We start from the raw sequence: 24,190 nt of genomic DNA on the forward strand, positions 1-24,190 counted from the left end.
CACGCCTCTAGTCCGGACCAACGGTTGGTCAACGGCTGGTCAAGAAACACATTAACCCTGCAAAGTTGTTTGCAGGGTTAACTTAACGTTTCGAGCTGAAGAGAGGCTGAAGCGCGCGGGGTGGTTGGCGGGAACCGCCTCTTGATCCGCGTCAGTTGATCGGGTAGTGGGACCGTCAGCCGGTTTCGACGAGGTGCCGCGCGTCGCGGGCGAGCGCGGTGAGCCGGGAGATCGCCCGGAAGTACTTCTTGCGGTAGCCGCCGTTCAGCATCTCCTCGCTGAACAGCCGGTCGAAGGGCAGCCCGGAGGCCAGCACCGGCACCTCGCGGTCGTAGAGCCGGTCGGCGAGGACGACCAGGCGCAGCGCCGTCGACTGGTCGGGAACCGGCCCGACGTCGGTGAGGCAGACCGCTTTCAGGCCGTCGGTCAGCGCGCCGTAGCGGCTGGGGTGGACCTTGGCGAGGTGCTCCAGCAACCCCGGGAAGTCGTCGAGCGAGGCGCCCTCGTTCGCGTACGCCGCCTTCGTCACCTGTTCGTCGGAGTACGGCGCCGGCGCCTCGGGCAGGCCGCGGTGGCGGTAGTCCTCGCCGTCGATGCGCAGCGCGCGGAAGTGGGCCGACAGGCCCTGGATCTCGCGGAGGAAGTCGGCCGCCGCGAAGCGGCCCTCGCCGAGCTTGCCCGGCAGGGTGTTGGAGGTGGCGGCGAGCGCCACGCCCGCCTCGACCAGCTTGCCCAGCAGGCTGGAGACGAGGACGGTGTCGCCGGGGTCGTCCAGCTCGAACTCGTCGATGCACAGCAGCCGGTGCCCGGAGAGGGTCTGCACGGTCTGCTGGAAGCCGAGCGCGCCGACCAGGTTGGTCAGCTCCACGAAGGTGCCGAACGCCTTGAGCGCGGGCTCGGCCGGGGTGGCGTGCCACAGGGAGGCCAGCAGGTGGGTCTTGCCGACGCCGTAGCCGCCGTCGAGGTAGACGCCCCGCGGGCCGGCCGGTGTCCTGGGCGACTTCGCCCTGCCGAACCCGAAGAACCCCCGCTTGGCGGAGCCGGCGGCGTGCGCCCCGCCCAGCCCCGCGGCGAATCCCTCCAGCACCCCGACCGCCTCGGTCTGGCTGGGCTGCTTCGGATCCGGGATGTACGTGCTGAAGCGGACCGAGTCGAACCGCGGCGGCGGCACCATCTCGGCGACCAGCCGATCCGCGGGAACCCGCGGCTCGCGCGCGCACAGGGACACCGGGGCGGCGTCGGCTATGGGACCGGATGCGACGGCCGGGACGGAGGCGGGGGTGGATGACGACACGGTTCACCATGGTACGTCGCGTGCCAGACTGCCTGGCATGCGACGGCTGTTCCCTGTGACCGACCAGACAGCGACCCAGACAGCGACCCGGACGGCGACGAAGGTCCCCGGCGAGGGCGGTGCGGCGCCCGGGGCGCGCGACGCCCGGGAGTGGGGTCTCGACGAGATCGCCGAGGCCTACGCCTATCCGGAGCCCGCGCCCGGCAGGCCCGCGGCCTGGCTGCGGGCCAACATGGTGTCCACGCTCGACGGCGCCGCCCAGCACGACGGGCGCTCCCAGCCCATCTCCAACGCCACCGACATGCGGATCTTCGGCACCCTGCGGGCCCTCGCCGACGTCGTGCTCGTCGGCGCGGAAACGGTGCGCCAGGAGGGGTACCGCCCCGCACGCGCGCGTGCGGAGTTCGCCCGGCGGCGGGAGGCGGCCGGTCAGGGGCCCGCGCCGGCGATCGCGATCGTCTCCGCGAGCCTGGACCTCGACTTCTCCCTCCCGCTGTTCACCTCGCCGCTCGTGCCCACCCTCGTCCTGACGGGCGCGACGGCCGCCCCCGACCGGATCGCCGCCGCGGAGAAGGCCGGCGCCAGGGTCGTCGTCGCGGGTGACGGCACGGGCGTGGAACCGGAGCGGATCGTGCCGGCGCTCGCCGCGCTGGGGCACACCCGGCTGCTGACCGAGGGCGGCCCCCGCCTGCTGGGGCAGCTCGTCGCCGCCGGCGTGCTCGACGAGCTGTGCCTGACCCTCTCGCCGCTGCTCACCGCGGGCGACGCCCAGCGGATCGCGGGCGGCCCCACGATCGCCGTACCCCGGCAGTATGAGCTGGTCTCCCTCCTGGAGGAGGACGGATTCCTGTACGGAAGGTACGGGAGGGACGGCCGCGGCTGACGAGTCGGCCCCGGGTGGGCAGACTGGGAAGCAGTTCCTGTGGACACACGGGGAAGGATGGTTTCCGCAGGGCCGGGCACGGTCCACGGAGGACTGAGGGCCACGGGGGCCCTCGAAGAGAATGGGGCGCTGGTGTTCACAAGCGTTTTGATGATCGAGAAGGCCCTGACGTCCGCCGACGTGGAGTTCGTCACCACCTTGCACGGCGACGAGCAGGTCTCCTTCTACGTGCTGCTCCAGCCCCGCGGCGACCAGGCCGACCGTCTGCTGCGCGCCATCGACGACGTGGCGCTCGGCGAACTGGACGAGGCCGCGCGGGAGGGGGAGACCCCGGAGGGCGACGAGGCGAAGGGGTTCGGGGAACGGGCCCTGGACGTGTCCCTCCAGGCACTGCGCGTGGCCGGGAGCGAGGCCGTGGGACGGCTGGTGGAGGACCACCCGCTGGACGCGCTCAAGACCCTCGTCGTCGAGGTGGGCGCGGACGAGGTGATCGTGCTGACGGACCCCCACTACGTGGAGGAGTTCTTCCACCGCGACTGGGCCTCCCGGGCCCGTCACAAGGTGGGCGTACCGGTCCTGAAGCTGTTCTCCCACAGCAAGGCGTAGCCGACGGCGGGGCGGCGCTGTCGGGCGCACCTTGCGCGGCGCGTCCCTTCCGTACGCAATAGTCTGGGGGCGCGCTCCTGTCCGGGGGCGCGTTCACTGTCGTACGGAACTTGGGAGAACGCGCATGGCACCTGGCCTTCCTACCGCCATGGACCGACCGCACTTCATCGGCATCGGCGGCGCCGGGATGTCGGGGATCGCCAAGATCCTCGCTCAGCGTGGGGCCCAGGTGGCGGGCAGCGACGCCAAGGAGACGGCGACCGCCGAGGCGCTGCGTGCGCTCGGCGTGACCGTGCACATCGGGCACGCGGCCCAGCACCTGGCCGACGACGCGAGCTGCGTCGTGGTGTCGTCGGCGATCCGCGCGGACAACCCGGAGCTCACCCGTGCGGCGGAGCTGGGCATCCCGGTCGTCCACCGTTCGGATGCTCTTGCCCGCCTGATGGACGGACTGCGCCCGATCGCGGTCGCCGGCACCCACGGCAAGACCACCACCACGTCCATGCTGGCGGTCTCCCTGACCGAGCTGGCCCTGCACCCCTCGTACGCGATCGGCGGCGACCTCGACGTCCCCGGCTCCAACGCGGAGCACGGCGAGGGCGAGATCTTCGTCGCCGAGGCCGACGAGTCCGACCGCAGCTTCCACACCTACGCGCCCGAGGTCGCGATCGTCCTCAACGTGGAGCTGGACCACCACGCCAACTACGCCTCGATGGACGAGATCTACGAGTCCTTCGAGACCTTCGTCCGCAAGGTCGTGCCCGGCGGCACGCTGGTGATCTCCGCCGACCACGAGGGCGCGCGGGAGCTGACCCGGCGGATCGAGGGCGGCCTGCGGGTGGTGACGTACGGCGAGTCCGACGACGCCGACGTGCGGATCCTGTCCGTGACGGCCCAGGGCCTGAAGAGCCGCGTGGTCGTCGCCCTGGACGGCCAGGAGCTCACCTTCACGGTCTCCGTGCCCGGCCGCCACTACGCGCACAACGCGGTCGCCGCGCTCGCGGCGGGTGTCGCCGTGGGCGTCCCGGCCACCGCGCTGGCGACGGCGCTCGGCGCGTACACCGGAGTCAAGCGCCGCCTCCAGCTCAAGGGCGAGACGGCGGGCGTCCAGGTCGTGGACTCCTACGCGCACCACCCGACGGAGATGACCGCCGACCTGGAGGCCATGCGCGGCGCGGCCGGCGACGGCCGCATCCTCGTCGTCTACCAGCCCCACCTGTTCTCGCGGACGCAGGAGCTCGGCAAGGAGATGGGCGAGGCGCTGACCCTGGCCGACACCTCGCTGGTGCTCGACATCTACCCGGCCCGTGAGGACCCGATCCCGGGTGTGACCAGCGAGCTGATCATCGCCGCGGGCCGTGCGGCGGGCGCGGACGTGACGCCCGTCCACGACAAGGACGAGGCGCCGACCCTCGTCGCGGGAATGGCCAAGCCCGGTGATCTCGTTCTCACCATGGGCGCGGGAGACGTGACCGACCTGGGCCCGAGGATCCTGGACCGTCTCGCACAGCGGTAGAGAGAAACAGAGGGGTTGGCCTTCATGTCGTACGACGTCGAAAAGCCCGACGAGCAGTGGCGGGCGGAGCTGAACCCGGCCGAGTACGCCGTGCTGCGCCAGGCGGCCACCGAGCCCGCCTTCACCGGTGAGTACACCGACACCAAGACGCGGGGCGTGTACTCCTGCCGGGCCTGCGGCGCCGAACTGTTCACCTCCGACGCCAAGTTCGACTCGCACTGCGGCTGGCCGTCCTTCTTCGACCCGAAGGACACCGACGCGGTGGAGCTGATCGCGGACCGCTCGCACGGCATGGTGCGCACCGAGGTGCGCTGTGCGCGCTGCGGCTCGCACCTCGGCCATGTCTTCGAGGGCGAGGGCTATCCCACCCCGACGGACCAGCGGTACTGCATCAACAGCGTGTCGCTGCGGCTGGCTCCGGCGGAGAGCTGACTCCGGCGGAGAGCTGAGCTCTGGTTCTGGCGGCGCGACGCGACGCGGCCCGGCCCGGTGATCCGGGCCGGGCCGCGCCGGCCGTTCAGAGCGCCTCGCGCTGCACCATCGCCGAGAGCACCAGCATCCCCGGCAGCAGGGGCAGCCAGATCGTCAGGACGCGATAGCCGATCACGGTGGCTGTGGCGAGGTGGAGCGGCGCGCCGTAGCCGGCCAGGGTGAGGAGCAGCGCCGCGTCTACGGGCCCGATGCCGCCCGGCGCCGGGACCGCGCCGGCCGCGGTGCTCGCGGCGAGGAACGCGAACAGCAGCTGGGGCCAGGACAGCGGGACGCCCAGCGCCGTGCCGACCGAGGCGACCACGCAGGCCTGGAGCAGCGGGGCCGCCATCGCCCCGCACCACAGGGGCAGGAAGCGCGCGGGCCGGGCGTGCAGTCGGCGGGCGTCGGTGAGCGCCGTGCGGAAGAAGTCCACGACGGGGCGGCGCAGGGGACGCACCAGGGCGACGAGTGCCGTGGCCGCGGCGGGGACGAGCACCAGGACCGCGGCGGCCAGCAGCAGCGTCCGCCCCTCCGGCAGGAGGGAGACCGGGGGCGCGGCGGCCGGCACCGCCAGCAGCAGGAACACCAGCAGCGGGGTCTTCGCCACCGCCCTGACCAGCGAGTACAGGGCGATGGACGCCGTGGCGCGGGACAGCGGGACGCCCTGGCGCTGGAGGAAGCGGACGGTGACCGCGTGGGCGCCGATGCTCGCGGGCAGCAGGTGGTTCGCGGCGCCCGCGGCGATCTGCGAGGCGAGCAGCAGGCCCTTGGGCAGCCGTTCGGGGATCGCGCCCTGGCGGGCGCAGGCGGCGGCGACCCAGCCCAGGCAGGTGAAGACGCACCCGGCCAGCAGCCACCAGGGGTCGGCGGCGGCGAGGCGGGCGGTGCCGTCGCGCAGGGAGCGCCAGTCGAGGGCGGCCCAGACGCCGAGCATCAGCAGCGGCAACAGGGTCAGGACCCGGCGGACGGCGGGGGAGGCCGAGGGACCGGCGGCGACAGGTGCGCCGGGCTTCCGCCGCCGCGGAGGCGGGAGCGGGGAAAGAGACAGGGGCGGAGCAGGGGCTGAGGACGAGGACAGGGGTTGGGACTGGGGCTGGGGCGGGGCGGTCGTCAGGGGGCGGTCTGCCGCGCGGGGGAGCGGGGCGGCGGGACCGTCGAGCGGCAGCGGGGACACGGCGCACGGCGTCCTTTCGGGGGCGAGGGCTTCCCCTCCGGCGGGCTGTGAGATGTCTGCCCGCGTCCCTCACGCTTCATCCCGTGCCCATGTCATCCCCTTCCCGCGTTGTCCCGGGTCATGCCCCTACGCCGGCGTATGCGCCGTCGGCAGCGTGAGGGTGAAGACCGTCGGGGCCGGTGCGTCGGCCAGGGTGAGGGAGCCGCCGTGGGCGTCGACCAGGGACCGGGCCACCGCCAGACCGAGGCCGCTGCCGCCGCGGTCGCGGCTGCGGGCCTTGTCGACGCGGTAGAAGCGGTCGAAGACCCGCGCCCGGTCGCCGGACGGGATGCCGGGCCCCTTGTCGGCGATCCGCACCAGCGCCGCACCCGGCGTCAGCGACACCGCGACGGACACCGGCGTGCCGGCCGGGGTGTGCACGGCCGCGTTGGTGAGCAGGTTGTCCAGCACCTGGCGGATCCGGTGCGGGTCCAGCCGCAGCCGCACCGACGCCGGGCCGGGCCGGACCGTCAGCGGATGCCCGGGGTGGCTCGCGCGGAACGCGTCGGCGGCCTGCTCGACCAGGGCGACGAGGTCGGCGTCCTCCATCCGCAGCGGCGTCTCCACCTCCGCCGCGTCCAGCCGGGCGAGCAGCAGCAGATCGTCGAGGAGGACGCCCATCCGCGCGGCCTCGGCGCGCAGCCGGGCCAGATGCCGGTCCCGCTCCTCGGGCTCGTTGGCCGCCGCGTACTGGAAGAGGTCCGCGTACCCGCGCACCGACATCAGCGGCGTGCGCAGCTCGTGCGAGGCGTCCGCGACGAAGCGGCGCAGGCGCTGCTCGGCGCGGGCGCGGACCGCGAGGGAGTCGTCGATGTGCTCCAGCATCGTGTTGAACGCGGTGCGCAGCTCCTCCACCTCCGGGCCGCCGCCCGGCGCGTCCGCGCGCAGGTGCAGCCGGGACGCCGACTCCGTCAGATCGTGCGAGGCGATGCCGTGCGCGGTGTGCGCCATGTCGCTCAGCGGCTTCAGACCGCGCCGCAGCAGCGCCCGGCCGAACACCACGAGGGCCAGCAGCGCGAGTCCGAAGGTGACGACCTGCACCGTGATCAGGTGCCGCACGGTGCCCTCGATGGCGTCCATCGGCGCGCCGCTGACCAGGACCACGCCCGGCTCCACCTCGCAGGCGCGCAGCCGGTACAGGCCCTCGCCCTTGAGGTGCTCCGTGCGCAGGACCTCGGCGCCGGTGACGGTCTGCGCCCTGGCCAGCGCGGTGAGGTCGTCGACGCTGTCGGGGTCCTCGGGCATGTCGCCTGCGTCCTCGGGCCTGCGCAGCACGGGCGCGCCGTCCGACACGTCGTACACGGCGTAGTACCAGCGGTAGTACTTCTTCCCGGTGAGCGAGCCGGAGTCCAGGATGCTCTTGGACTGGGCGACCTGGGCGAGCTTCAGCTGGTCGTTGAGCTGCGCCGACAGGTAGTCGCGCATGTACGTCGTCAACGCCGTGCCGACGATGGCGAACACCACCAGGGCCAGCGCGCCCAGGCCCAGCGCCAGCCGGGTGCCGAGCCGCAGCCTGCGGTACGCCCCCCAGATCCGGCGGATCACTCCGCCGCCTGCCGGATGACGTACCCGAAGCCGCGCACGGTGTGGATCAGCGGCACGCCCGTCGCGTCGAGCTTGCGCCGCAGCCGGCTCACCACCAGCTCGACGACGTTGGAGCGGCCCCCGAAGCCGTACTCCCACACATGGTCGAGGATCTGCGCCTTGGTCAGCACGGTCGGCGACTTGCGCATCAGATAGCGCAGCACCTCGTACTCCGTCGGTGTCAGCGTCAGCAGGCTCTCGTCGCGCCGCACCTCACGCGTGTCCTCGTCCATCGTCAGGTCCCCCACCCGCAGGACCGACCGCTGGAAGGCGGGGCCGGCGCTGCGCCGCAGCACGGTGCGCAGCCGGGCCATCAGCTCCTCCACCGCGAACGGCTTCACCAGGTAGTCGTCACCCCCACGGGTCAGTCCCGCGACCCGATCGGCGACTCCGTCGCGCGCGGTCAGGAACACCACCGGCACCATGGTTCCGGACCTGCGCAGACGGTCCAGGACGCCGAAGCCGTCGACGTCCGGCAGCATCAGGTCGAGCACCACGATGTCGGGGCGGAACTCGGTGGCGCGGCGCAGCGCCTCCTCGCCCGTGTTCGCGGTGACCGCGTCCCAGCCCTCGTACCGGGCGACCGTCGCCACGAGGTCGGCGATGGGCGGGTCGTCGTCCACCACGAGGAGTCGCACTTTTTCCACTCGTTCATACTGCGTCACGGACCCGGCCCCACCGGACCCCGGTCCCGCACCCGTGCGCAGATCGATACGCACTTGAAAGTTGTACGACAGGTAATCGACAGCTCCGGCCGGACAAGCTCTGTGTCCTGAGGACCCGATCGAGGAGTTTCCGTCCGTGACGACCGTCCAATCGCCTTCCGTAACCCCCACGGCGATACGGCCCAGAGCAGTGGCCCGCACCGGCCTGTACACCGTGCTGGCCGCCAACGCGGCCGTCGTGACCCTGTTCGCCGTCCAGGCGGGCTTCGCCTCCAACGCGCTGGTCGTGCTGGGCCGGTTCACCGGCCTGTACGCCGCGCTGCTGATGGCGTTCCAGCTGCTGCTGGTCGCCCGGCTGCCCTGGCTCGACCGCCGCATCGGCATGGACCGGCTGACCAACTGGCACCGCTGGACCGGCTTCGGTCTGCTGTGGACGCTGGTCGGGCACGTGGTGTTCATCACCTTCGGCTACGCCCGGTCCTCGTCGATGGACCCGGTCAGCCAGCTCGTGGACCTGGCCGAGACCGTCGAGGGCGTCTTCCGCGCGGTCGTCGCCCTGGCGCTGATCCTGGTCGTCGGCGGCGCCTCCGCCCGCTGGGCCCGCCGCCGACTGGCCTATGAGACCTGGCACTTCATCCACCTGTACACCTACGTCGCGGTGGTGCTCGCCTTCACCCACCAGGTCGCCGTCGGCACCACCTTCGCGACGTCGTCCGCCGCGACGGCGTACTGGTACGGCGTGTGGGGCGTCGCCCTCGGCTCGGTGTTCGTCGGCCGGCTCGTGCTGCCGCTGTGGCGGAACTGGCGGCACCAGCTGCGCGTCGAGGCGGTCGTCCCCGAGTCGGACAACGTCGTCTCCGTCTACATCACCGGCCGCGACCTGGACCGGATGCCGGCCCGCGCGGGCCAGTTCTTCCTGTGGCGGTTCCTCACCAAGGACCGCTGGTGGCAGGCCAACCCGTTCTCGCTGTCGGCCGCGCCCGACGGCCGCACCCTGCGGCTGACCGCCAAGGCCGCGGGCGACGGCTCCGCCGGGCTGCGCCACGTCAAGCCCGGCACGCGCGTCTTCGCCGAGGGCCCCTACGGCGCGTTCACCGCGATGCACCGCACCCGTCCCGAGGCCGTCCTCGTCGCCGGCGGCGTCGGCGTCACGCCGATCCGGGCGCTGCTGGAGGAGCTGCACGGGCACGCCGTCGTCATCTACCGCGTCGGCGCCGACCGGGACGCGGTCCTCTACGACGAGCTGCGCGAGCTCGCCCAGGCCAAGGGCGCCGAGCTGCACCTGGTCACCGGGCCGCCCGTCCCCGACCGGCTGGCCGCGGGCGAGCTGGTCCGGCTGGTGCCGGACATCGCCGAGCGGGACGTGTTCCTGTGCGGGCCGCCCCCGATGATGAACGCGGTGCTGGGCAGTCTGCGCGAGCTGGACGTGCCCCGCACGCAGATCCACTTCGAGCGTTTCAGCCTGGCGGGATGAGAGAGAGATCGTGAAGCGAGCACTGCCTGTCCTGGTCCTGAGCATCGCGGGTCTCATCCCGGTCTGGCGCTACGAGCCGTCCACGGGGACGTCGGCCGGCGAGGTCGCCTCGCCGGCGTCCACGCCGACGTCCTCCACGGGGTCTTCCTCCTCCTCGTCCGGGTCGTCCGTCGTCGTCAAGGGCACGGTCGTCAGCACCGACAAGGGGGACGTGCAGGTCGAGGTCACCTTCGAGGGCGACAAGATCACGGCCGTCAGGATGCTGAAGCAGCCGGACCATCCGCAGACGACGGCGGCGGTGCCGAAGCTGATCGCGGAGACGCTTCAGGCGCAGAGCGCGGACGTGGACACGGTGTCGGGGGCGACGATCACGAGCGACGGCTACCGGGAGTCGCTCCAGGCGGCGATCGACGCGCAGACGGCGGCGGCGTCGGCGTCTCCCTCCGCTTCGGCCTCCGCCGCGGCGTCCCAGGTCGTGGCCGGGACCACCGTCGCCACCGACAAGGGGGACGTGCAGGTCGAGGTCACCTTCGAGGGCGACAAGATCACGGCCGTCAGGATGCTGAAGCAGCCGGACCATCCGCAGACGACGGCGGCGGTGCCGAAGCTGATCGCGGAGACGCTTCAGGCGCAGAGCGCGGACGTGGACACGGTGTCGGGGGCGACGATCACGAGCGACGGCTACAAGGAGTCGCTCCAGGCCGCCATCGACGCCAAGGCCGCCTGACGTGCCGCTGCACCGCGTCGAACACGTCATGGGCTTCCCCGTCTCGCTGCGGGTGGACGACGACGGCGTCCCGGGCGAGGTCGGGGACGCCGTGTTCGCGTGGCTGCGGAAGGTCGACGAGCGGTTCAGCCCCTTCAAGTCCGGCAGCGAGGTGTCCCGGTACGGCCGGGGCGAACTGCCGGAGTCCGAGCTGAGCGCGGACCTGAGGGAGGTGCTCGGCCTCTGCGAGCACTACCGGGCCGCGACCGGCGGCGCGTTCGACGCGTGGCTGTCCGGACGGGGCTTCGACCCCTGCGGGATCGTCAAGGGCTGGTCCGTGCAGCGGGCGGCGGACCTGCTGTCGGCGGCCGGCGCGCGCCGCTACTGCCTCAACGCCGGGGGCGACGTGGTCGCGGCGGGCGGCCCGTGGCGGGTGGGCGTACGGCACCCCGAATTCGCGGACCGGCTCTGCACGGTGCTGGAGCTGACCGACGGGGCGGTGGCGACGTCGGCGCGCTACGAACGCGGCGACCACATCCTCGACGGCCGAACGGGCGAGGCGGCGACGGGCCTCCTGAGCGTGACCGTCACGGCCCCGACCCTGACAGAAGCGGACGCGGTGGCCACGGGGGCGTTCGCGATGGGTGCCGCGGGGGTCGAGTGGGCGGCAGGCGTGCCGGGGTGCGAGGTGTTCGTGGTGGACGACGGGACGGGGGTCCTGCGAAGCACGGGGTTCCCTTCGGCGGGGACGCCGGCGCCGTAGGCGGAGCAGGGCCTATGCCCACCCACCACCCGACTCGCTCGGACAAGAGGCGCCCTGCACCCATGGGTGTTCCGCTTGACTTACCGAGTCGGGTGGTGGGTGGGCATAGGCCGGGGGTGTGGGGGCGGAGCCCCCAGGGCTCACGTGACGTCGGAGGCGTTGAGGCGGTAGAGGCCTGTGTAGGTGGTTATCGCGGTGGCGTTTGACTTTACCCAGGTTGCTGTTTCGGTGTTCGAGCCGGCTCGGCTGCTGTCGGTGATCACTATGTAGTGGAGCTTGCCTGACTTGACCAGGCTCTTCAGCTTGGTCAACGTCATCGCGTCGTCCGTGCCGGACCAGCCGCCCATGGAGATCACGGGTTCGCCCGACTCCAGGATGATCGACGCCGCGGTCTGGTCGGTGGCCACCGCTACCAGCCAGGTGGCGCCGTCCTGGTTCTTCTTCAGATACGTGATCATCTCGGACGAGACCTGGGTGTCGCCGCCCGTGGGTGCGGTGCCGGTCGGGCGCTGGGTGCCGCCTTCCTTGGGGCCTCCGCCCGTTCCGCCGCCGCTGCCACGGCCCATGCCGCCCCCGCCGGTGCTCGGGCCCGCCGTCGGGTTGGTGCCGTTGGGGGTCGAGGTCGCCGCCGAGGCGGCGTACGCGGTCGGGCCGGCCAGCAGGGCGACGATCGCCGTCAGCGCCGCGATGCCCATCAGCCGGCGTCGCCGCGCGAACCGGCCGAGCAGCAGCCCGATCACCGCCGCCGCGCCGGCCACTCCCGCGACCACCTGCGCGACCGTGTACGCCGTCCCGGAGCCGGAGACCCGCTGGAGCAGGACCACCGACCACACCGCGCTCACCGCGACCGCGGCCGGGAGGACCCAGCCCCACCTGGCCGCCGGGCGGAGCCGGGTCTGAGGGAAGAGTGAGAATCAGCCGACTCACAGGAAGGCCACAGAAGACGGCGGGCGGCCATGGGAGAAACACGGGAGAACACAGGAGGACACAGGAGAACGCAGATGACAGGGGCCGCCGCCCGTCAAAACCCCCGCAACATGAGAGGTCTAGACTCTTTACGCAACGGCCCGGCCTCTTGTGGTCGAGAGCGGGCGGAGACTGTCAGACCCGAAGGGTATTCGGCGTTTTGATACGGATAGATTCAGTCACGAAGCGGTACCCGGACGGCACAGTGGCGGTCGACCGGCTCTCCCTCGACATACCGGACCGCTCGATCACCGTCCTGGTCGGCCCCTCGGGCTGCGGCAAGACGACGACCCTGCGCATGATCAACCGGATGATCGACCCCAGCGAGGGTTCCATCCTCCTGGACGGCAAGGACATCCAGCAGCAGCCGGTCAACACCCTGCGCCGGTCCATGGGCTACGTCATCCAGAACGCCGGTCTCTTCCAGCACCGCACCATCGTCGACAACATCGCCACCGTGCCGCGGCTGCTCGGCTGGAGCAAGGACAAGTCCCGCACGCGCGCACGGGAGTTGATGGAGCGCGTCGGCCTCGACGCCTCGCTCGCCAAGCGGTACCCGTACCAGCTCTCCGGCGGGCAGCAGCAACGCGTGGGCGTGGCACGGGCGTTGGCCGCCGATCCGCCGGTCCTGCTGATGGACGAGCCGTTCTCCGCCGTCGACCCCGTCGTCCGCAAGGGCCTCCAGGACGAACTGCTGCGGCTCCAGGCGGAGTTGGGGAAGACCATCGTCTTCGTCACGCACGACATCGACGAGGCCGTGAAGATCGGCACGATGGTCGCCGTGCTGCGCACCGGCGGCCGGCTCGCCCAGTTCGCGCCGCCCGCCGAGCTGTTGTCCCACCCGGCCGACGCGTTCGTCGAGGACTTCCTCGGGGCCGACCGCGGCGTCCGCCGGCTGTCCTTCTTCTCCTCCGCCGGACTCGACCTGCTCACCGCGCCGATCGTCGCGATCGACGCGAGCGCCGAGAAGATCGCGGCCCGCGCCGACGCCGGGGCTCCCTACCTCCTCGTCACCGACGTCGCGGGCAAGCCCCTCGGCTGGGGCGAGCCGGACGAGCTGACCGCCGGCCCGATCGACCCCGCTCGACTGCTCTCCTGCGGACGGCCGTTCGTCGCCGGGACGGAGTCGCTGCGGGCCGCCCTGGACTGCGCCGTGCTCTCGCCCACCGGCTGGGCCGTCGCCGTGGACGCCGAGGGCCGGGCCGCCGGGGTCGTCTCCCAGCAGGCCATCGGCGAGGCGATCCGCGGCGCCCACGCAGAGGGCGCCGGCAAGACCGCGGGGGCCGCGGGGGCCGCGGGGGCGGACAGCGTGCGGGACCCGGAAGACGCCGAGTCCTCCGACTCCGCCGGCTCCTCCAAGTCCCTCAGCTCCTCCAAGTCCGCCGGCTCCTCCGAGCCCCCCTCCAAGTCCTCCAAGTCCCCGAAATCCCCGAAGGCCGTTCGATGAGCGGGTTCTTCGACATCCCCAGCGACCTCCAGCACAGCTGGCTCGGTCTCATCGGGCTGCATCTGCGCGAGGCCCTGCTCCCCGTCCTGGCCGGCCTGCTGTTCGCGCTCCCGCTCGCCCAACTCTGCGTGCGACTGCGCTGGTTGTACCCGCCGGTGCTGTGGGTGACGACCGTGCTGTACGCGATCCCCTCGCTGGCCTTCTTCGTCGTCCTCATCGACTACACCGGCCAGACCGAGCTGACCGTGATGATTCCGCTGACCGTCTACACCCTGGTGGTCCTCGTGCCCGCGATCGTGGACGGGGTGCGCTCGGTGCCGCAGGAGACGCTCGCCGCCGCGACCGCCATGGGCTTCGGCCCCATACGCCGTTACCTCCAGGTGCAGTTGCCGATCGCCGTGCCCGCGATCATCGCCGGGCTGCGGGTGGCGACCGTGTCGAGCATCAGCCTCGTCAGCGTCGGCACCCTCATCGGCAACCAGGGCGCGCTCGGCAACCTGCTGCACGACGCCACCATCTACAACCGGCCCGAACTCGCCTGGAACGCCGTCCTCACCATGGCCGCCCTCGCGATCCTCGCCGACGCCCTGCTGGTCCTCGTGCGCGTGCTGCTGACCCCCTGGATGCCGAGCGGCACGCGCACGGCCCGGAAGGCGGTCGCGGCCCGGTGAACGTCCTCAACTTCGTCAGCGCCTTCTTCAGCGACGGCGCCCACTGGCAGGGCTACGACGGCATCCCCACCCGCCTCGGGGAGCACGTCGAGTACACCCTGCAAGCGCTCGCCCTGGCCGCCGCCATCGGACTGCCGATCGGCCTGGTCACCGGCCACTACGGGCGCGGCGGGAACGTCCTGTCCATGGTCGCCACCGCGGGGCGGGCCCTGCCCACCTTCGGCCTGCTGGTGCTGATGACCATGCTGCTCGGCTTCGGCATGCTGCCGGTGATGATCCCGCTGGTCGTCCTCGCCGTCCCGCCGATCCTGGTCACGACGTACGAGGCCGTGCGCTCCGTGGACCCGTCCCCGGTCGACGCCGCCCGGGGCATGGGCATGCGGGAGGGCGGAATCCTCTTCCGGGTGGAACTCCCGGTCGCGCTCCCGCTGATCCTCGGCGGTCTGCGCTCCGCCGCCATCCAGATCGTCTCCACGGCGACCATCGCCGCGTACGTCAGCCTCGGCGGCCTCGGCCGCTACATCGTCGATGGCCTCTACCAGCGGAACTACGAGAAGGTCGTGGGCGGCGCCACCCTGACCGCCGTGATGGCGCTCGCGACCCTCGCGGTGTTCTGGGCGGTGACCCGCGTGACGGTGTCGCCCGGGGTGCGCCGAAGCAACTAGGCCGCCGCACAGCCGCGTTGGTACGCCGCCGCGCCGCCCTGTCATGGCGCGGCGCGGCGGCGCCGGATCACTGCGAACTACAGCTGATCGACTCGACCTTGACCGTCTGGCTCGACGACAGCTTGTACCAGGGCGACCACGCCTCGCGGCTGCCCGACCGGGTGACCGGCCCCGAGGGGTGGTCGCCGGGTCCGCTCGCGGTCACGCGCGCCGAACAGCGCGCGGGGATCCGGTAGAAGTCCACGTCGATGCGCTCGGACCAGCCGCCGATGCCGCGGTTGGCGATGCTCCGGATGTCGGTGGAGGTGATCTGCACCTGGATCGGGACGGCCGACTGGTTCACCACCCGGCCGCAGGGCGGGACGACACTGCATCCGCTCGCCGCGGCCGACGGCGCGAAGGTGATGCCCCCGCCGAGCATCAGGGCGAGGGCGCCGAACGTGGCGGCGGAGCGCTGTCGCGCTCTGAGCCGGGAACGGGGAACGTCATTGTGGTGCACGGTGCCTCCGGTGTGTGGGGAGTGACCCCGGAGAGGGGCGAGCACATTTTCGACCTGGCGTCGGCGGCCGTCATTGTCCTGGAGTGCCAGACGGTTGTCAGCGTGCGCCGGGCAACGCGAGCGTCGGTTCCGGTGGTCTTAAAGTCAGACCACAAAAGGGGGTTGACGATGCATCAGGCGCTGGACCCACGTGACATGCCTGCCCGTGAACGCTTCTCCTTCCGGCAGGAGACCGTGATCCGCCCACCCCTGCCCGGCGACGAGCCCGGCCCGCACGACCCGCACGGCCCCCAGGTTCCGCACACCGACGGCTTCCGGGCGAGCACCCGCACGACGAGCCTCGGCCCGGTCCGGATGTCCGTCCACACCTACTCCCCGTTGTGGGACCGGGCCGGCCGGGACAGCACCGTGACCAGGAGCGACCTCGTGCTCTGCGATCCGTCGCACACCTGCCACGGCCCGGATCCCGCGGCCCACGGCACGGATCCGGCCGCTCACGGCACCGTCGCCGCCATCCACGTCCAGGTCCCGAGAGCGCTGATACCGCTGCGCCAGGACCAGGTCGACCGGCTGGCCGCCGTACGGATGCCGGCGGGCGAGGGAATCGGCGCGCTGCTGGGACAGTTCCTCACCCAGGTCGACCGGGACGCGTCCGGCTACCGGCCCGCGGACGCCGCCCGGCTGGGCAGCACCCTGATCGACCTGCTCACCGCCCTGCTCGTCCACCACCTCGACGCGGACGCCGAGCCGGAACCCCCGGCGAGCGGCCGGCGTTCCCCGGCGGGCGGACGGCGGGAGCTGCTGGCGCGGATCCACGACCACATCGAACGGTCCCTGAGCGATCGGGAGTTGTGCCCGGCGGCGATCGCCGTCGCGTGCCATGTCTCCCTGCGCACCCTGCACCGCCTCTTCCGGGAAGAGGACACCACCGTCCGGGACTGGATCCGCGCCCGGCGCCTGGAACGCTGCCGCCGCGAACTGGCCGATCCCCGCTGCCGGCACCAGCCCGTCCACGTCATCGCCGCCCGCTGGGGCCACCCCGACCCGGCCAACTTCACCCGGGCCTTCCGCACCGCGTACGGGGTCACCCCGCACAGCTACCGCCGGCAGTGCCTCGACGACTCGCAGCAGAGCTGAGCCCGGCGGCCCCGCGAGGAGGGCCCCGTCACCCCTCCGTGCGCGCCAGCGCCTGTTCCAGCACCACCAGCAGCGCGTCGCGGACCGAGCCGCGTTCACGGGCGTCGAAGAGCAGGACCGGGACGCCCTCGGAGACGTCGAGCGCCCAGCGGACCTCCTCCAGCGTGTGCGCGACCCGGCCGTCGAAGGCGTTGACGGCCACCGCGAAGGGGATCCGTCGGTGCTCGAAGTAGTCGACGGCGGCGTAGCAGTCGTCGAGGCGGCGGGTGTCGACGATGACGAGTCCGCCGACCGCGCCCTCCACGATGTCGTCCCACATGAACCCGAACCGCTCCTGCCCGGGCGTGCCGAACAGGTACAGCTTCAGGGTCGGGTCGATGGTGATGCAGCCGAAGTCCATCGCGACCGTGGTCGTGGTCTTGCGCGGGGTGTGGCTGAGGTCGTCCACACCCGCGGCGACCTCGGTGATGGCCGCCTCGGTGGTCAGCGGCTCGATCTCGGAGATCGCGCCGACGGCGGTGGTCTTGCCCACGCCGAAGCCGCCCGCGATCACCAGTTTCACCGGCAGCGGGGGCCGTACGGCGGCCTGGTCGGCGGTGTGCCGTACGAGTGGTTCAGTCGGAGTCACGGAGTACCCCCCGGGAGTCGGGGATGGCACGGAGGCCATCGATGAGCCTGCGCAGGACGGACGCGTCGTGGGTGACGCCGGCGTCCGGCACGTGCACCGACAGCTGCCCCGCCGCGCGCAGGTCCTCGGCGAGGACCCGCACCACGTTCAGGTGCAGCCGCAGCCGGGCCGCGATCTCCGCGATCGACTGCGGCACCCGGCAGGCGGCGACGATGTCGTGCTGTTCGAAGGAGAGCCGGTCGAGCGCCTCGAGCCCTCCGGTGGTGGCCACCAGCTGGGTCTCGACGGGCATCGTCCGCCCGGACGACGCCTCGCCCGCGCCGGCGACCCGGCCCGCGGTGACCAGGAAGGGCCGGACGGCGGACGCGGGACCGACCGGTGCGGCGCCGTCCTCGTCGGCGCCGCGCGGAGTGCGGCCGTCCGCCATCGCTGGTTCGCTTCCTCTCTGGACCGGCGGGACCTGTGGTGGCGGCCGGTCAGCGCGACCTGACGGCGCCGACGCTGTTCTTCAGCTCCAGGACGAGCTGCGGGCTCAGCGCGGCGCCGGCGCGGTTGGCGAACACGGTCATCTCGTAGGCGATGTTGCCGAGCTTGGCCTCCTTGTCGGTGACCACGCCGAGCACGGCGCCGCTGCCGATCGCGGAGACCAGCACATGGCCGCCCTCCAGATCGATGATGACCTTGTTCAGGCCGCCCAGGCCGTAGTTGCCGGACGCGCCCGCGGCCAGGCTGGTGATGCCGGAGACGATCGCGGCCAGCCGCTCGGAGTCGGCGTGCTCGCGCAGCTCCGACACGGCGATCAGCAGGCCGTCGGAGGACACCGCGATGGCGTCCACCACCCCCGCGGTCTCGGTGGCGAATCGATTGAGCAGCCAGGTGAAGTCGGCTGCCGCGGCCCGCAGATCGGTCGGCGTGGCGTCTCCCTGGGGAGTCTCACCTGTCGACGTGCTCACTGCTCGGCTCCTTCCGGAAGGTGGTTCTGGTGACGCGTGGGGTTCCGGTGGTCGGTGGGGTCACCGTGACGGTCGTCGGTCCGGTCGTCGGTTCGGTCTTCGGCTCGTTCGCCGGACCGGTGGTCCGGTCTCTCCCCGTCGCGGCGGGCTTCGGGGGCGGCGGGTCGGGGGTGCTCCCCGGTGTCCCGGTGGGCGCGTTCCACGGCCGCCTCGAACTCCTCCATCGCGCTGCGGACCGCGTCCGCGTCCACCGTGCGGGCGGGGCCGCGCGCGGCCTGCTGTGCGGCGGCGTCGACGGTCGTCCGCAGCGTGGCCCCGCGGACCCGGCGACGGAGGGGGCGCGAACCGGCGGCGTCGGCAGGGGACGTCGCGCGGTCGTGCGCCCCGGCGTCGCTGTCGAGGCCGGGGGCGGCCGTGCGGGCGTGGACCGGGGGCTCCTCGGCGAGGGCCGCCTCGGCTGACGTGGGCTGCCGGTCGTCGGCGTGGTCCGCCTCGTCCGCCGGGGACGGGTCGCGGCGGGGGACGCGGCGGGGGAGGGGAGCCGGTTCGCCGTCGTCGACGGCCCAGGTCGGCACGGAGACCGAACGGGAGGGGCCGGACACGGGAGCCGACGGCGCGCGCAGCGCTTCCGGCGTCGCGTCGGACGAAGGCTTGGCGTGCGTATCGGCCGATGGCTCGGCGCGCGAAGTCGTGTCGGAGACCGTTCCCGGCAGTCCCGTCCCGCTCAGCGACAGCAACAGGGTGGACGGGATCACCGCCTCCGCCGTCACACCGCCGCCCGGTGTGCGGGAGAGGGTGACAGCGATGTCCCAGCGGCGCGCCAACGCACCGACCACGAACAGGCCGAGCACCTTCGTCGGTACGACGTCCAGGCGTTCGCGGCGCACCAGGCGCGCGTTCTCCTCGGCGAGCCGCTCGGCGCTCATGCCCAGGCCGTGGTCGGCGACGGTGATCGTCGCGCCGTCGTCACGGGAGTCGACGGCCACCTCGACGGGGCTGCCCTCGGGCGAGAACGACACGGCGTTCTCCACGAGTTCGGCGATCATCAGCGTGAGGTCGCCGATGACGTCGGGCTCCACCGTGACCTCGGTCCCGGCGTGCAGCCGTACCCGCTGGAAGCCCTCGATCTGGCCGAGTGCGGCGCGCACCACGTTGGTCAGCGCGCTCGGACCCGAGTCGAGGACGGTCTCGCGGATGCCGGCCAGCAGCATCAGGCTGTCGGCGTTGCGGCGCAGACGGACCGCGATGTGGTCGATGGAGTAGAGCCGTTTGAGCAGCGCGGGATCGGTCTCACCGCGCTCCACCGCGTCGATCAGGGCGAGTTGACGTGTCGTCAGGTTGCTGACGCGGCGGCCGACGTTGCCGAACATCTCGGCGACGTTGCGCCGGCTGAGCACCTGACGCTCCAGCAGCGCCGCCGCGGTGGTCTGAACGTTGTTGAAGGCTTCGGCGAGTTCACCGATCTCGTCGTCCGCGGTGACCGGCAGCTCGCGCAGTCGCGGCGGCCCGCTCTCCTCCGCGTCGTCGTCCGCCACCCGGGCCAGCTCGCGCCCGGCGACGTCGGCGACCTCCTGCGCGGCCCCCGTCAGGGCCAGCACCGGCCGGATCACGGAGCGGCGCACCAGGACCGACAGGGCGATCCACAGCGCGAAGCCGAGCAGCGCCAGGTTGAGCAGCAGGCCCGCGCGCCACTGGGCGCTGACGGAGGCGTCGTCGGCCCGGTCGGCGATCTGGTCGATGAGCGAGGCGGTGATCGCGATCCGGGTGGAGGCCTGCTCGCTGTAGAGGTGGTACGCGTCGAGCGCCTGCCGGAAAGCCGTGCGCAGCTCGTCCTTGGAGCCGGCCTGCAACGCGCTGGGGTCGACGGCCAGTTCGGCGTAGTGCTGGCCGATCTCGGCCATCGAGGGGTTGTGCTCGATGCCGCCGAGCTCGTCGGTCTGCGCCTCATTGGCGAACCGGGCGAAGCGCTCGGCCTGGTAGGCGTACGACTCGGCGGAGCCGACCGCGCCCATGAACTCGATGAGGGCGTTGCTGTCGCCGGTGCGGGCGGAGAAGACGCCGGTCTCGAAGGCGCCGTGCGCGGCGTCGGCGCGCAGCAGCGAGTCGAGCAGGTTGCCGGTGAAGGTGGTCGCGAGATCGGAGCTGCGGTCCAGGCCGAGCCCGTCGATGAGGCCGTCGGCGGCGCCGGTGTAAGCCGGGTCGATGTTGTCGGCGGGGAGGTAGCCCTGCTCGATGGTGTCCCGCAGTCCGCCGAGGCCCTCGACCTCCTTGAGGGCCTGCGCCTCGGTGGCCGGCAGCCGGTCGCCGAAGGTCTCGCGCACCTTCTGCACCTGTGCGTCGACGGCGAGTTGGGCGAGCCGGTAGGCGTTGGTGGAGGGGGTGCCGCCGTCGAACGCCGCCTCGTGCCGCACGGAGAGCAGGACGGCCTGCTGGTGCTCGGCCTGTACGTCGGCGACGAGTTGGGCGACCTGGGAGCTGTCCCGGACCAGTTGTGCCGCCGACTCGGCGCGGTCGGACTCGTCGATCAGGTTGACGATGAGGTACGTCAGCAGCAGCGCGATCACCGTCATCGGAACACCGACGAGGACGTTCAACTTGCGCTGGAAGGGCCATCGGTCTGCGAAGCCCCGCAGACCCCGGCGGACGGACGAGGTCACCTTGGGTGCCGGCCGGGCAGGCGCGTCCACCGGATTCGTGGACACCAGGCCTCCTTCATGGGTCTTGCAGGCGTACGCCGTTGTGACCGACGTCAACTCCGGTGACACTATCGCGCCTCTGTACGGTCGAGTGTGTTGCCCTAAGTCAAGAATCCATTACGAAGCGCCTCCTTATGAGTACGCAAGTGGCCACGAATCGAAGCCGATCGGTAACCCGGTGGCACTTGACTGATGGAGAAGTGGATGGATTGGATCAGTTGCAGCGTGCTTCAGTTCCACCTCATCGATCCCCCGAGCCCGGAACGGCAACCGTGACTTCCAACGCCCACAGCAGCAGGTCCCTCCGGCACCACCCCGGCGCGGCGGCCGTCGCCCTCGCCGCGACGACGGCCCTGCTGGCGGGATGTTCCTCCTCCGGCGACACCTCCGACCCGCTCGCCGAGGGCAAGGCGGACGGCAACACCGTCGTCGTCGGCTCCAACAACTTCGCCGAGAGCATCCTCCTCGCCGACATCTACGGCGAGGCCCTCAAGGCCAAGGGCATCAAGGTGTCCTACAAGCCCAACATCGGCAGCCGCGAGACCACGTACGGCCTGCTCAAGAACGGTTCCATCACCGTGCTGCCCGAGTACAACGGCTCGCTGCTGGCGTACCTCGACCCGAAGGCGGAGCAGAAGTCGCTGGAGGCGGTCAACGCCGCGGCGAAGGCCAAGCTCGACTCCAAGCTGACGCTGCTGGAGTCCTCGCCGGCCGAGGACAAGGACTCCGTCACGGTCAACCAGGAGACCGCGAAGAAGTACAACCTCACGGCGCAGTCCACCCTCGCCGACCTCAAGAACGTCGCGCCGGAGCTGGTCCTCGGCGGTTCGCCCGAGTTCCAGACCCGGCAGCAGGGCATGGTCGGCCTGGAGGCGGTCTACGGGCTGAAGTTCAAGTCCTTCAAGGCGCTCGACGCCGGCGGGCCGCTGACCCAGGCCGCACTGAAGAAGAACACCGTGCAGGCCGCGGACATCTTCACCACGGACCCGACCATCACCAAGGAGAAGTTCGTGGTCCTCCAGGACCCGCAGAACCTCTTCGGCTTCGCCAACGTGACCCCGCTGGTCTACAAGAGCGGGCTCCCGCAGGAGGGCGTCGACGCGCTCAACGCGGTCTCCGCCAAGCTCGACACCAAGACGCTGCTCGACCTGGACTACCAGGTGCAGCTCCAGAGCAAGGACCCGCTGGACGTCGCCAGGGCCTGGCTGAAGTCGGCCGGCCTGGGCTGACGCGGGCGCACCACGGACCGGCCGGCGCGCCACGCGCACGACGCACCCGAACCACCTTGAACACGCCCGCCCCCGGCCCGGCCCCGGTGCCTCGCGCCCCGGGGGCCGCCCGGATCCTGCTGACCGGATCGGCCCTCACCGTCGGCGAGTTGATCGCGTTCGCCGACGGTGCGGCCGTGCCCGCCGTGGACCCCGAGGCCCGCGAGCGGGCGGTGCGCTCCTGGCACACCGCCCAGCGGCTGGCCGCCGCCGGCCGGCTCTACGGCCGCGGCACCGGCGTCGGCGCCCACCGCTCCGTGACGGTCGACGCGGACGACGAGGCCGCCCACGGCCTGCGCCTGCTGCGCAGCCACGCGGGCGGCGCCGGCGCGTTGCTGCCCGCCCGGCAGGTCCGCGCGATGCTCGCCGTCCGCACGAACCAGCTCCTCGCCGGCGGCTCCGGCATCCACCCGTCCTTCATCGACGCCCTCGCTGAGGCGCTCGAACTGGGCGTCCACCCTGCCGTCAACGAGTACGGCGGCATAGGCACAGCAGACCTCACAGCCCTGGCCCAAACAGCCCTGACCCTCCTCGGCGAACGCCCCTGGACGGACGAACGGGGGGCCCTGCGGGGCGGCCGGGACGGACGGGGCGGCGACGGGGGCTGTCCGCCGGGGGGCGGGGCAACCGGCCTCGCCGACGGGCCGACCAGCGGGCGGGCTGCCCTGCGGGGCGGCGGGCCGGACGCTGAGCGGGGTGCTGGGCCGGTCACCGGGTGGGGTGACGGGGCGGTCGGCCGGCAGGGCGGTGGGTCGGTAGGCGCGCGGGGTGGGGGTTCGGTCGGCCCGCAGGGCAGTGGGCCGGTCGCCGGGTGGGGTGACGGGGTGGTCGGCGGGCAGGGCGGTGGGTCGGTAGGCGGGCAGGGTAGTGGGCCGGTTGGCGCGCGGGGTGGGGGTTCGGTCGGCCCGCTGGGCAGTGGGCCGGTCGGGCGGAGTGCGGGTGGGGTGGTGGGGGGCGGGTCGGACGGGCTTCTGGACGGGCGCGCCACCGCCGGGCTCTACGACTGGTTGGACAGCCGGCCGGCCGATGAGCGGGGCGGAGCAGCGGGCGGCGGCCTCGGTCGCGGCGTGTCCGCCTCGCGGCTTCCCGCGCCCGTCGTCCTTCGTCCCGGTGATGCCCTCGCGTTGCTCAGCAGCAACGCGCTCGCGCTCGGGCAGGCCGCGCTCGGCGGGCACGCGCTCGACGTGTTGCTGCGGGCCACCCACGCGGTGGCCGCGTTGTCGCTCGCCGCGGTGTCGGGCTCGGCGGAGGCGTACGCCGCACCCGTGCACGCGCTGAGGCCCTACCCCGGCGCGGCCCACGCCGCCGCGGAGGTACGCCGCCTGCTCGAACTGCCCGACGGACGGCCCGACCTGGGCCCCCACGCCGGCCCCCGCGTCAGCCATCGTATACAGGACCCCTTCGGGTTTCGGGTGTTTCCGCAGGTGCACGGGGGTGCTCTCGACGCTGCTGATCGGCTGCGGCACGTCGTCGAGGTGGAGGTCAACTGTCCCTCGGAGAACCCCGTCGTGCTCGCCGACGCGGACGCCGCCTACCATCACGGCGGTTTCTACGCCGCGCCCCTGGGACTCGCCCTCGACGGGGCGAATCTCGCGCTGCTCCAGACCGCGCAGCTCTCCACCGCACGTCTGACCGCGCTCGGCGAACCCGGTCTCACCGGGCTGCCCGCGTTCCTCGCGGCGGGGCCCGCGAGCAGTTCGGGCACGATGATCCTGGAGTACACCGCCAACTCGGCGCTGGCGGAACTGCGTTCATGCGCGACACCGGCGACCGCGGGGCACGCGGTCCTCGCGCACGGTCTGGAGGAAGCCGCCAGTTTCGCCGGCCAGGCCGCCCGGCAGGCCCTGCGCGCCACGGACGCCTACGTCACCGTCCTCGCCTGCGAACTGGTCGCCGCCGTACGGGCGTTGCGTCTTCACCACCCGGTACCTCCAGCCGTCCCCGTCTTCCGCGTCGCGGACGCCGCTCTGCCCGACGGCACGGACGACCGCCCCTTGACCGGAGACGTGATGGCGGCTGCCGAACTGCTGCCGAGACTGGCCGAGTTGTGACTTACGAAAACCAGAGGCGGCCCCACGCGCCCCC

Annotated in this window: 23 protein-coding genes; 13 read left to right on the forward strand and 10 right to left on the reverse strand. The window is 72.4% G+C overall.

The annotated features are described in order from the left end of the window. Window positions 1-175: 175 nt before the first annotated feature. Window positions 176-1,294, reverse strand: coding sequence for a cell division protein ZapE (gene zapE, locus ACFYX4_RS26965; RefSeq protein ID WP_389338546.1), 1,119 nt, complete (start codon window positions 1,292-1,294; stop codon window positions 176-178). A gap of 37 nt (window positions 1,295-1,331) precedes the next feature. On the opposite strand from zapE, the gene ACFYX4_RS26970 reads away from it, so the two are divergent. From ACFYX4_RS26970 to msrB, 4 genes are all read left to right on the forward strand, one after another. Continuing rightward, window positions 1,332-2,177: a pyrimidine reductase family protein gene (locus ACFYX4_RS26970; protein ID WP_389338549.1), complete on the forward strand. Its 846-nt coding sequence runs from the start codon at window positions 1,332-1,334 to the stop codon at window positions 2,175-2,177. 132 nt (window positions 2,178-2,309) lie between these two features. Beyond that, window positions 2,310-2,783 (forward strand): indole-3-glycerol phosphate synthase, encoded by a 474-nt coding sequence (locus tag ACFYX4_RS26975; protein ID WP_389338552.1) that lies wholly within the window; start codon window positions 2,310-2,312, stop codon window positions 2,781-2,783. A 124-nt stretch (window positions 2,784-2,907) separates the two neighbouring features. After that, window positions 2,908-4,299, forward strand: a complete 1,392-nt coding sequence (gene murC, locus ACFYX4_RS26980) for a UDP-N-acetylmuramate--L-alanine ligase (RefSeq protein WP_389338555.1) — start codon at window positions 2,908-2,910, stop codon at window positions 4,297-4,299. Between the two features lie 24 nt (window positions 4,300-4,323). After that, window positions 4,324-4,731 (forward strand): peptide-methionine (R)-S-oxide reductase MsrB, encoded by a 408-nt coding sequence (msrB, locus tag ACFYX4_RS26985; protein WP_389338558.1) that lies wholly within the window; start codon window positions 4,324-4,326, stop codon window positions 4,729-4,731. Window positions 4,732-4,816: 85 nt separating this feature from the next. On the opposite strand, the gene ACFYX4_RS26990 is transcribed toward msrB, so the two are convergent. The 3 genes from ACFYX4_RS26990 to ACFYX4_RS27000 all read right to left on the reverse strand — a co-directional run bounded on the left by ACFYX4_RS26990 (window position 4,817) and on the right by ACFYX4_RS27000 (window position 8,214). Further along, the gene (locus tag ACFYX4_RS26990; RefSeq protein WP_389338561.1) at window positions 4,817-5,944 is read right to left on the reverse strand and encodes a YbhN family protein; all 1,128 of its coding nucleotides are present in this window, start codon (window positions 5,942-5,944) and stop codon (window positions 4,817-4,819) included. Between the two features lie 126 nt (window positions 5,945-6,070). Next, window positions 6,071-7,528 (reverse strand): sensor histidine kinase, encoded by a 1,458-nt coding sequence (locus ACFYX4_RS26995; RefSeq protein WP_389338564.1) that lies wholly within the window; start codon window positions 7,526-7,528, stop codon window positions 6,071-6,073. Further along, window positions 7,525-8,214 carry a response regulator transcription factor gene (locus ACFYX4_RS27000; protein WP_389338567.1) on the reverse strand — a complete coding sequence of 230 codons (690 nt, stop codon included), beginning with the start codon at window positions 8,212-8,214 and terminating at the stop codon, window positions 7,525-7,527. The genes ACFYX4_RS26995 and ACFYX4_RS27000 overlap by 4 nt, the downstream gene beginning before the upstream one ends. Window positions 8,215-8,368: 154 nt before the next feature. Between ACFYX4_RS27000 and ACFYX4_RS27005 the strand changes: the two genes are divergently transcribed. Genes ACFYX4_RS27005 through ACFYX4_RS27015 form a run of 3 tightly spaced genes read left to right on the forward strand, consistent with a single transcriptional unit; the run spans window position 8,369 to window position 11,175 of the window. Then, entirely contained in the window at window positions 8,369-9,706 is a 1,338-nt protein-coding gene (locus tag ACFYX4_RS27005; RefSeq protein WP_389338570.1) for a ferric reductase-like transmembrane domain-containing protein, read from the forward strand. Window positions 9,707-9,716: 10 nt separating this feature from the next. Beyond that, complete coding sequence (locus ACFYX4_RS27010) at window positions 9,717-10,433, forward strand: FMN-binding protein (RefSeq protein ID WP_389338574.1); 717 nt, start codon at window positions 9,717-9,719, stop codon at window positions 10,431-10,433. A gap of 7 nt (window positions 10,434-10,440) precedes the next feature. Then, complete coding sequence (locus ACFYX4_RS27015; RefSeq protein ID WP_389339001.1) at window positions 10,441-11,175, forward strand: FAD:protein FMN transferase; 735 nt, start codon at window positions 10,441-10,443, stop codon at window positions 11,173-11,175. 140 nt (window positions 11,176-11,315) lie between these two features. Here the strand turns inward: ACFYX4_RS27015 and ACFYX4_RS27020 are convergent, their stop codons facing one another. Then, window positions 11,316-12,017 (reverse strand): hypothetical protein, encoded by a 702-nt coding sequence (locus ACFYX4_RS27020; RefSeq protein ID WP_389338577.1) that lies wholly within the window; start codon window positions 12,015-12,017, stop codon window positions 11,316-11,318. 284 nt (window positions 12,018-12,301) lie between these two features. Between ACFYX4_RS27020 and ACFYX4_RS27025 the strand changes: the two genes are divergently transcribed. The 3 genes from ACFYX4_RS27025 to ACFYX4_RS27035 are packed head-to-tail and all read left to right on the forward strand — an operon-like array spanning window position 12,302 to window position 14,924. Further along, the gene (locus tag ACFYX4_RS27025) at window positions 12,302-13,588 is read left to right on the forward strand and encodes an ABC transporter ATP-binding protein (RefSeq protein ID WP_389338580.1); all 1,287 of its coding nucleotides are present in this window, start codon (window positions 12,302-12,304) and stop codon (window positions 13,586-13,588) included. Continuing rightward, window positions 13,585-14,259: an ABC transporter permease gene (locus ACFYX4_RS27030; protein ID WP_389338583.1), complete on the forward strand. Its 675-nt coding sequence runs from the start codon at window positions 13,585-13,587 to the stop codon at window positions 14,257-14,259. The genes ACFYX4_RS27025 and ACFYX4_RS27030 overlap by 4 nt, the downstream gene beginning before the upstream one ends. Further along, window positions 14,256-14,924: an ABC transporter permease gene (locus ACFYX4_RS27035; RefSeq protein ID WP_389338586.1), complete on the forward strand. Its 669-nt coding sequence runs from the start codon at window positions 14,256-14,258 to the stop codon at window positions 14,922-14,924. The genes ACFYX4_RS27030 and ACFYX4_RS27035 overlap by 4 nt, the downstream gene beginning before the upstream one ends. Before the next feature lie 67 nt (window positions 14,925-14,991). On the opposite strand, the gene ACFYX4_RS27040 is transcribed toward ACFYX4_RS27035, so the two are convergent. Then, window positions 14,992-15,423, reverse strand: coding sequence for a hypothetical protein (locus ACFYX4_RS27040; RefSeq protein WP_389338589.1), 432 nt, complete (start codon window positions 15,421-15,423; stop codon window positions 14,992-14,994). A gap of 195 nt (window positions 15,424-15,618) precedes the next feature. Between ACFYX4_RS27040 and ACFYX4_RS27045 the strand changes: the two genes are divergently transcribed. Then, a complete protein-coding gene (locus tag ACFYX4_RS27045; protein ID WP_389338592.1) occupies window positions 15,619-16,560 on the forward strand; it encodes an AraC family transcriptional regulator in 942 nt (313 codons plus the stop codon). A gap of 28 nt (window positions 16,561-16,588) precedes the next feature. Here the strand turns inward: ACFYX4_RS27045 and ACFYX4_RS27050 are convergent, their stop codons facing one another. From ACFYX4_RS27050 to ACFYX4_RS27065, 4 genes are read right to left on the reverse strand one after another with little or no spacing between them, the layout of a single operon-like run. Next, entirely contained in the window at window positions 16,589-17,188 is a 600-nt protein-coding gene (locus tag ACFYX4_RS27050) for an ATP/GTP-binding protein (RefSeq protein ID WP_389338595.1), read from the reverse strand. Then, window positions 17,175-17,615 (reverse strand): DUF742 domain-containing protein, encoded by a 441-nt coding sequence (locus ACFYX4_RS27055; protein ID WP_389338598.1) that lies wholly within the window; start codon window positions 17,613-17,615, stop codon window positions 17,175-17,177. The genes ACFYX4_RS27050 and ACFYX4_RS27055 overlap by 14 nt, the downstream gene beginning before the upstream one ends. Window positions 17,616-17,664: 49 nt before the next feature. Next, window positions 17,665-18,141, reverse strand: a complete 477-nt coding sequence (locus ACFYX4_RS27060) for a roadblock/LC7 domain-containing protein (protein ID WP_389338601.1) — start codon at window positions 18,139-18,141, stop codon at window positions 17,665-17,667. Beyond that, window positions 18,138-20,843: an ATP-binding protein gene (locus tag ACFYX4_RS27065; protein ID WP_389338604.1), complete on the reverse strand. Its 2,706-nt coding sequence runs from the start codon at window positions 20,841-20,843 to the stop codon at window positions 18,138-18,140. The genes ACFYX4_RS27060 and ACFYX4_RS27065 overlap by 4 nt, the downstream gene beginning before the upstream one ends. Window positions 20,844-21,109: 266 nt before the next feature. Between ACFYX4_RS27065 and ACFYX4_RS27070 the strand changes: the two genes are divergently transcribed. Both ACFYX4_RS27070 and ACFYX4_RS27075 read left to right on the forward strand, forming a co-directional pair. Next, window positions 21,110-22,066 (forward strand): ABC transporter substrate-binding protein, encoded by a 957-nt coding sequence (locus tag ACFYX4_RS27070; RefSeq protein WP_389338607.1) that lies wholly within the window; start codon window positions 21,110-21,112, stop codon window positions 22,064-22,066. A 56-nt stretch (window positions 22,067-22,122) separates the two neighbouring features. Continuing rightward, on the forward strand, window positions 22,123-24,156 hold the full coding sequence (locus ACFYX4_RS27075) for an aromatic amino acid lyase (RefSeq protein WP_389338610.1): 2,034 nt from the start codon (window positions 22,123-22,125) through the stop codon (window positions 24,154-24,156). The last annotated feature ends 34 nt before the right edge of the window (window positions 24,157-24,190 follow it).

Origin of the sequence: Streptomyces sp. NPDC002328, from assembly GCF_042890065.1 — a bacterium.
Lineage (GTDB): Bacteria > Actinomycetota > Actinomycetes > Streptomycetales > Streptomycetaceae > Streptomyces.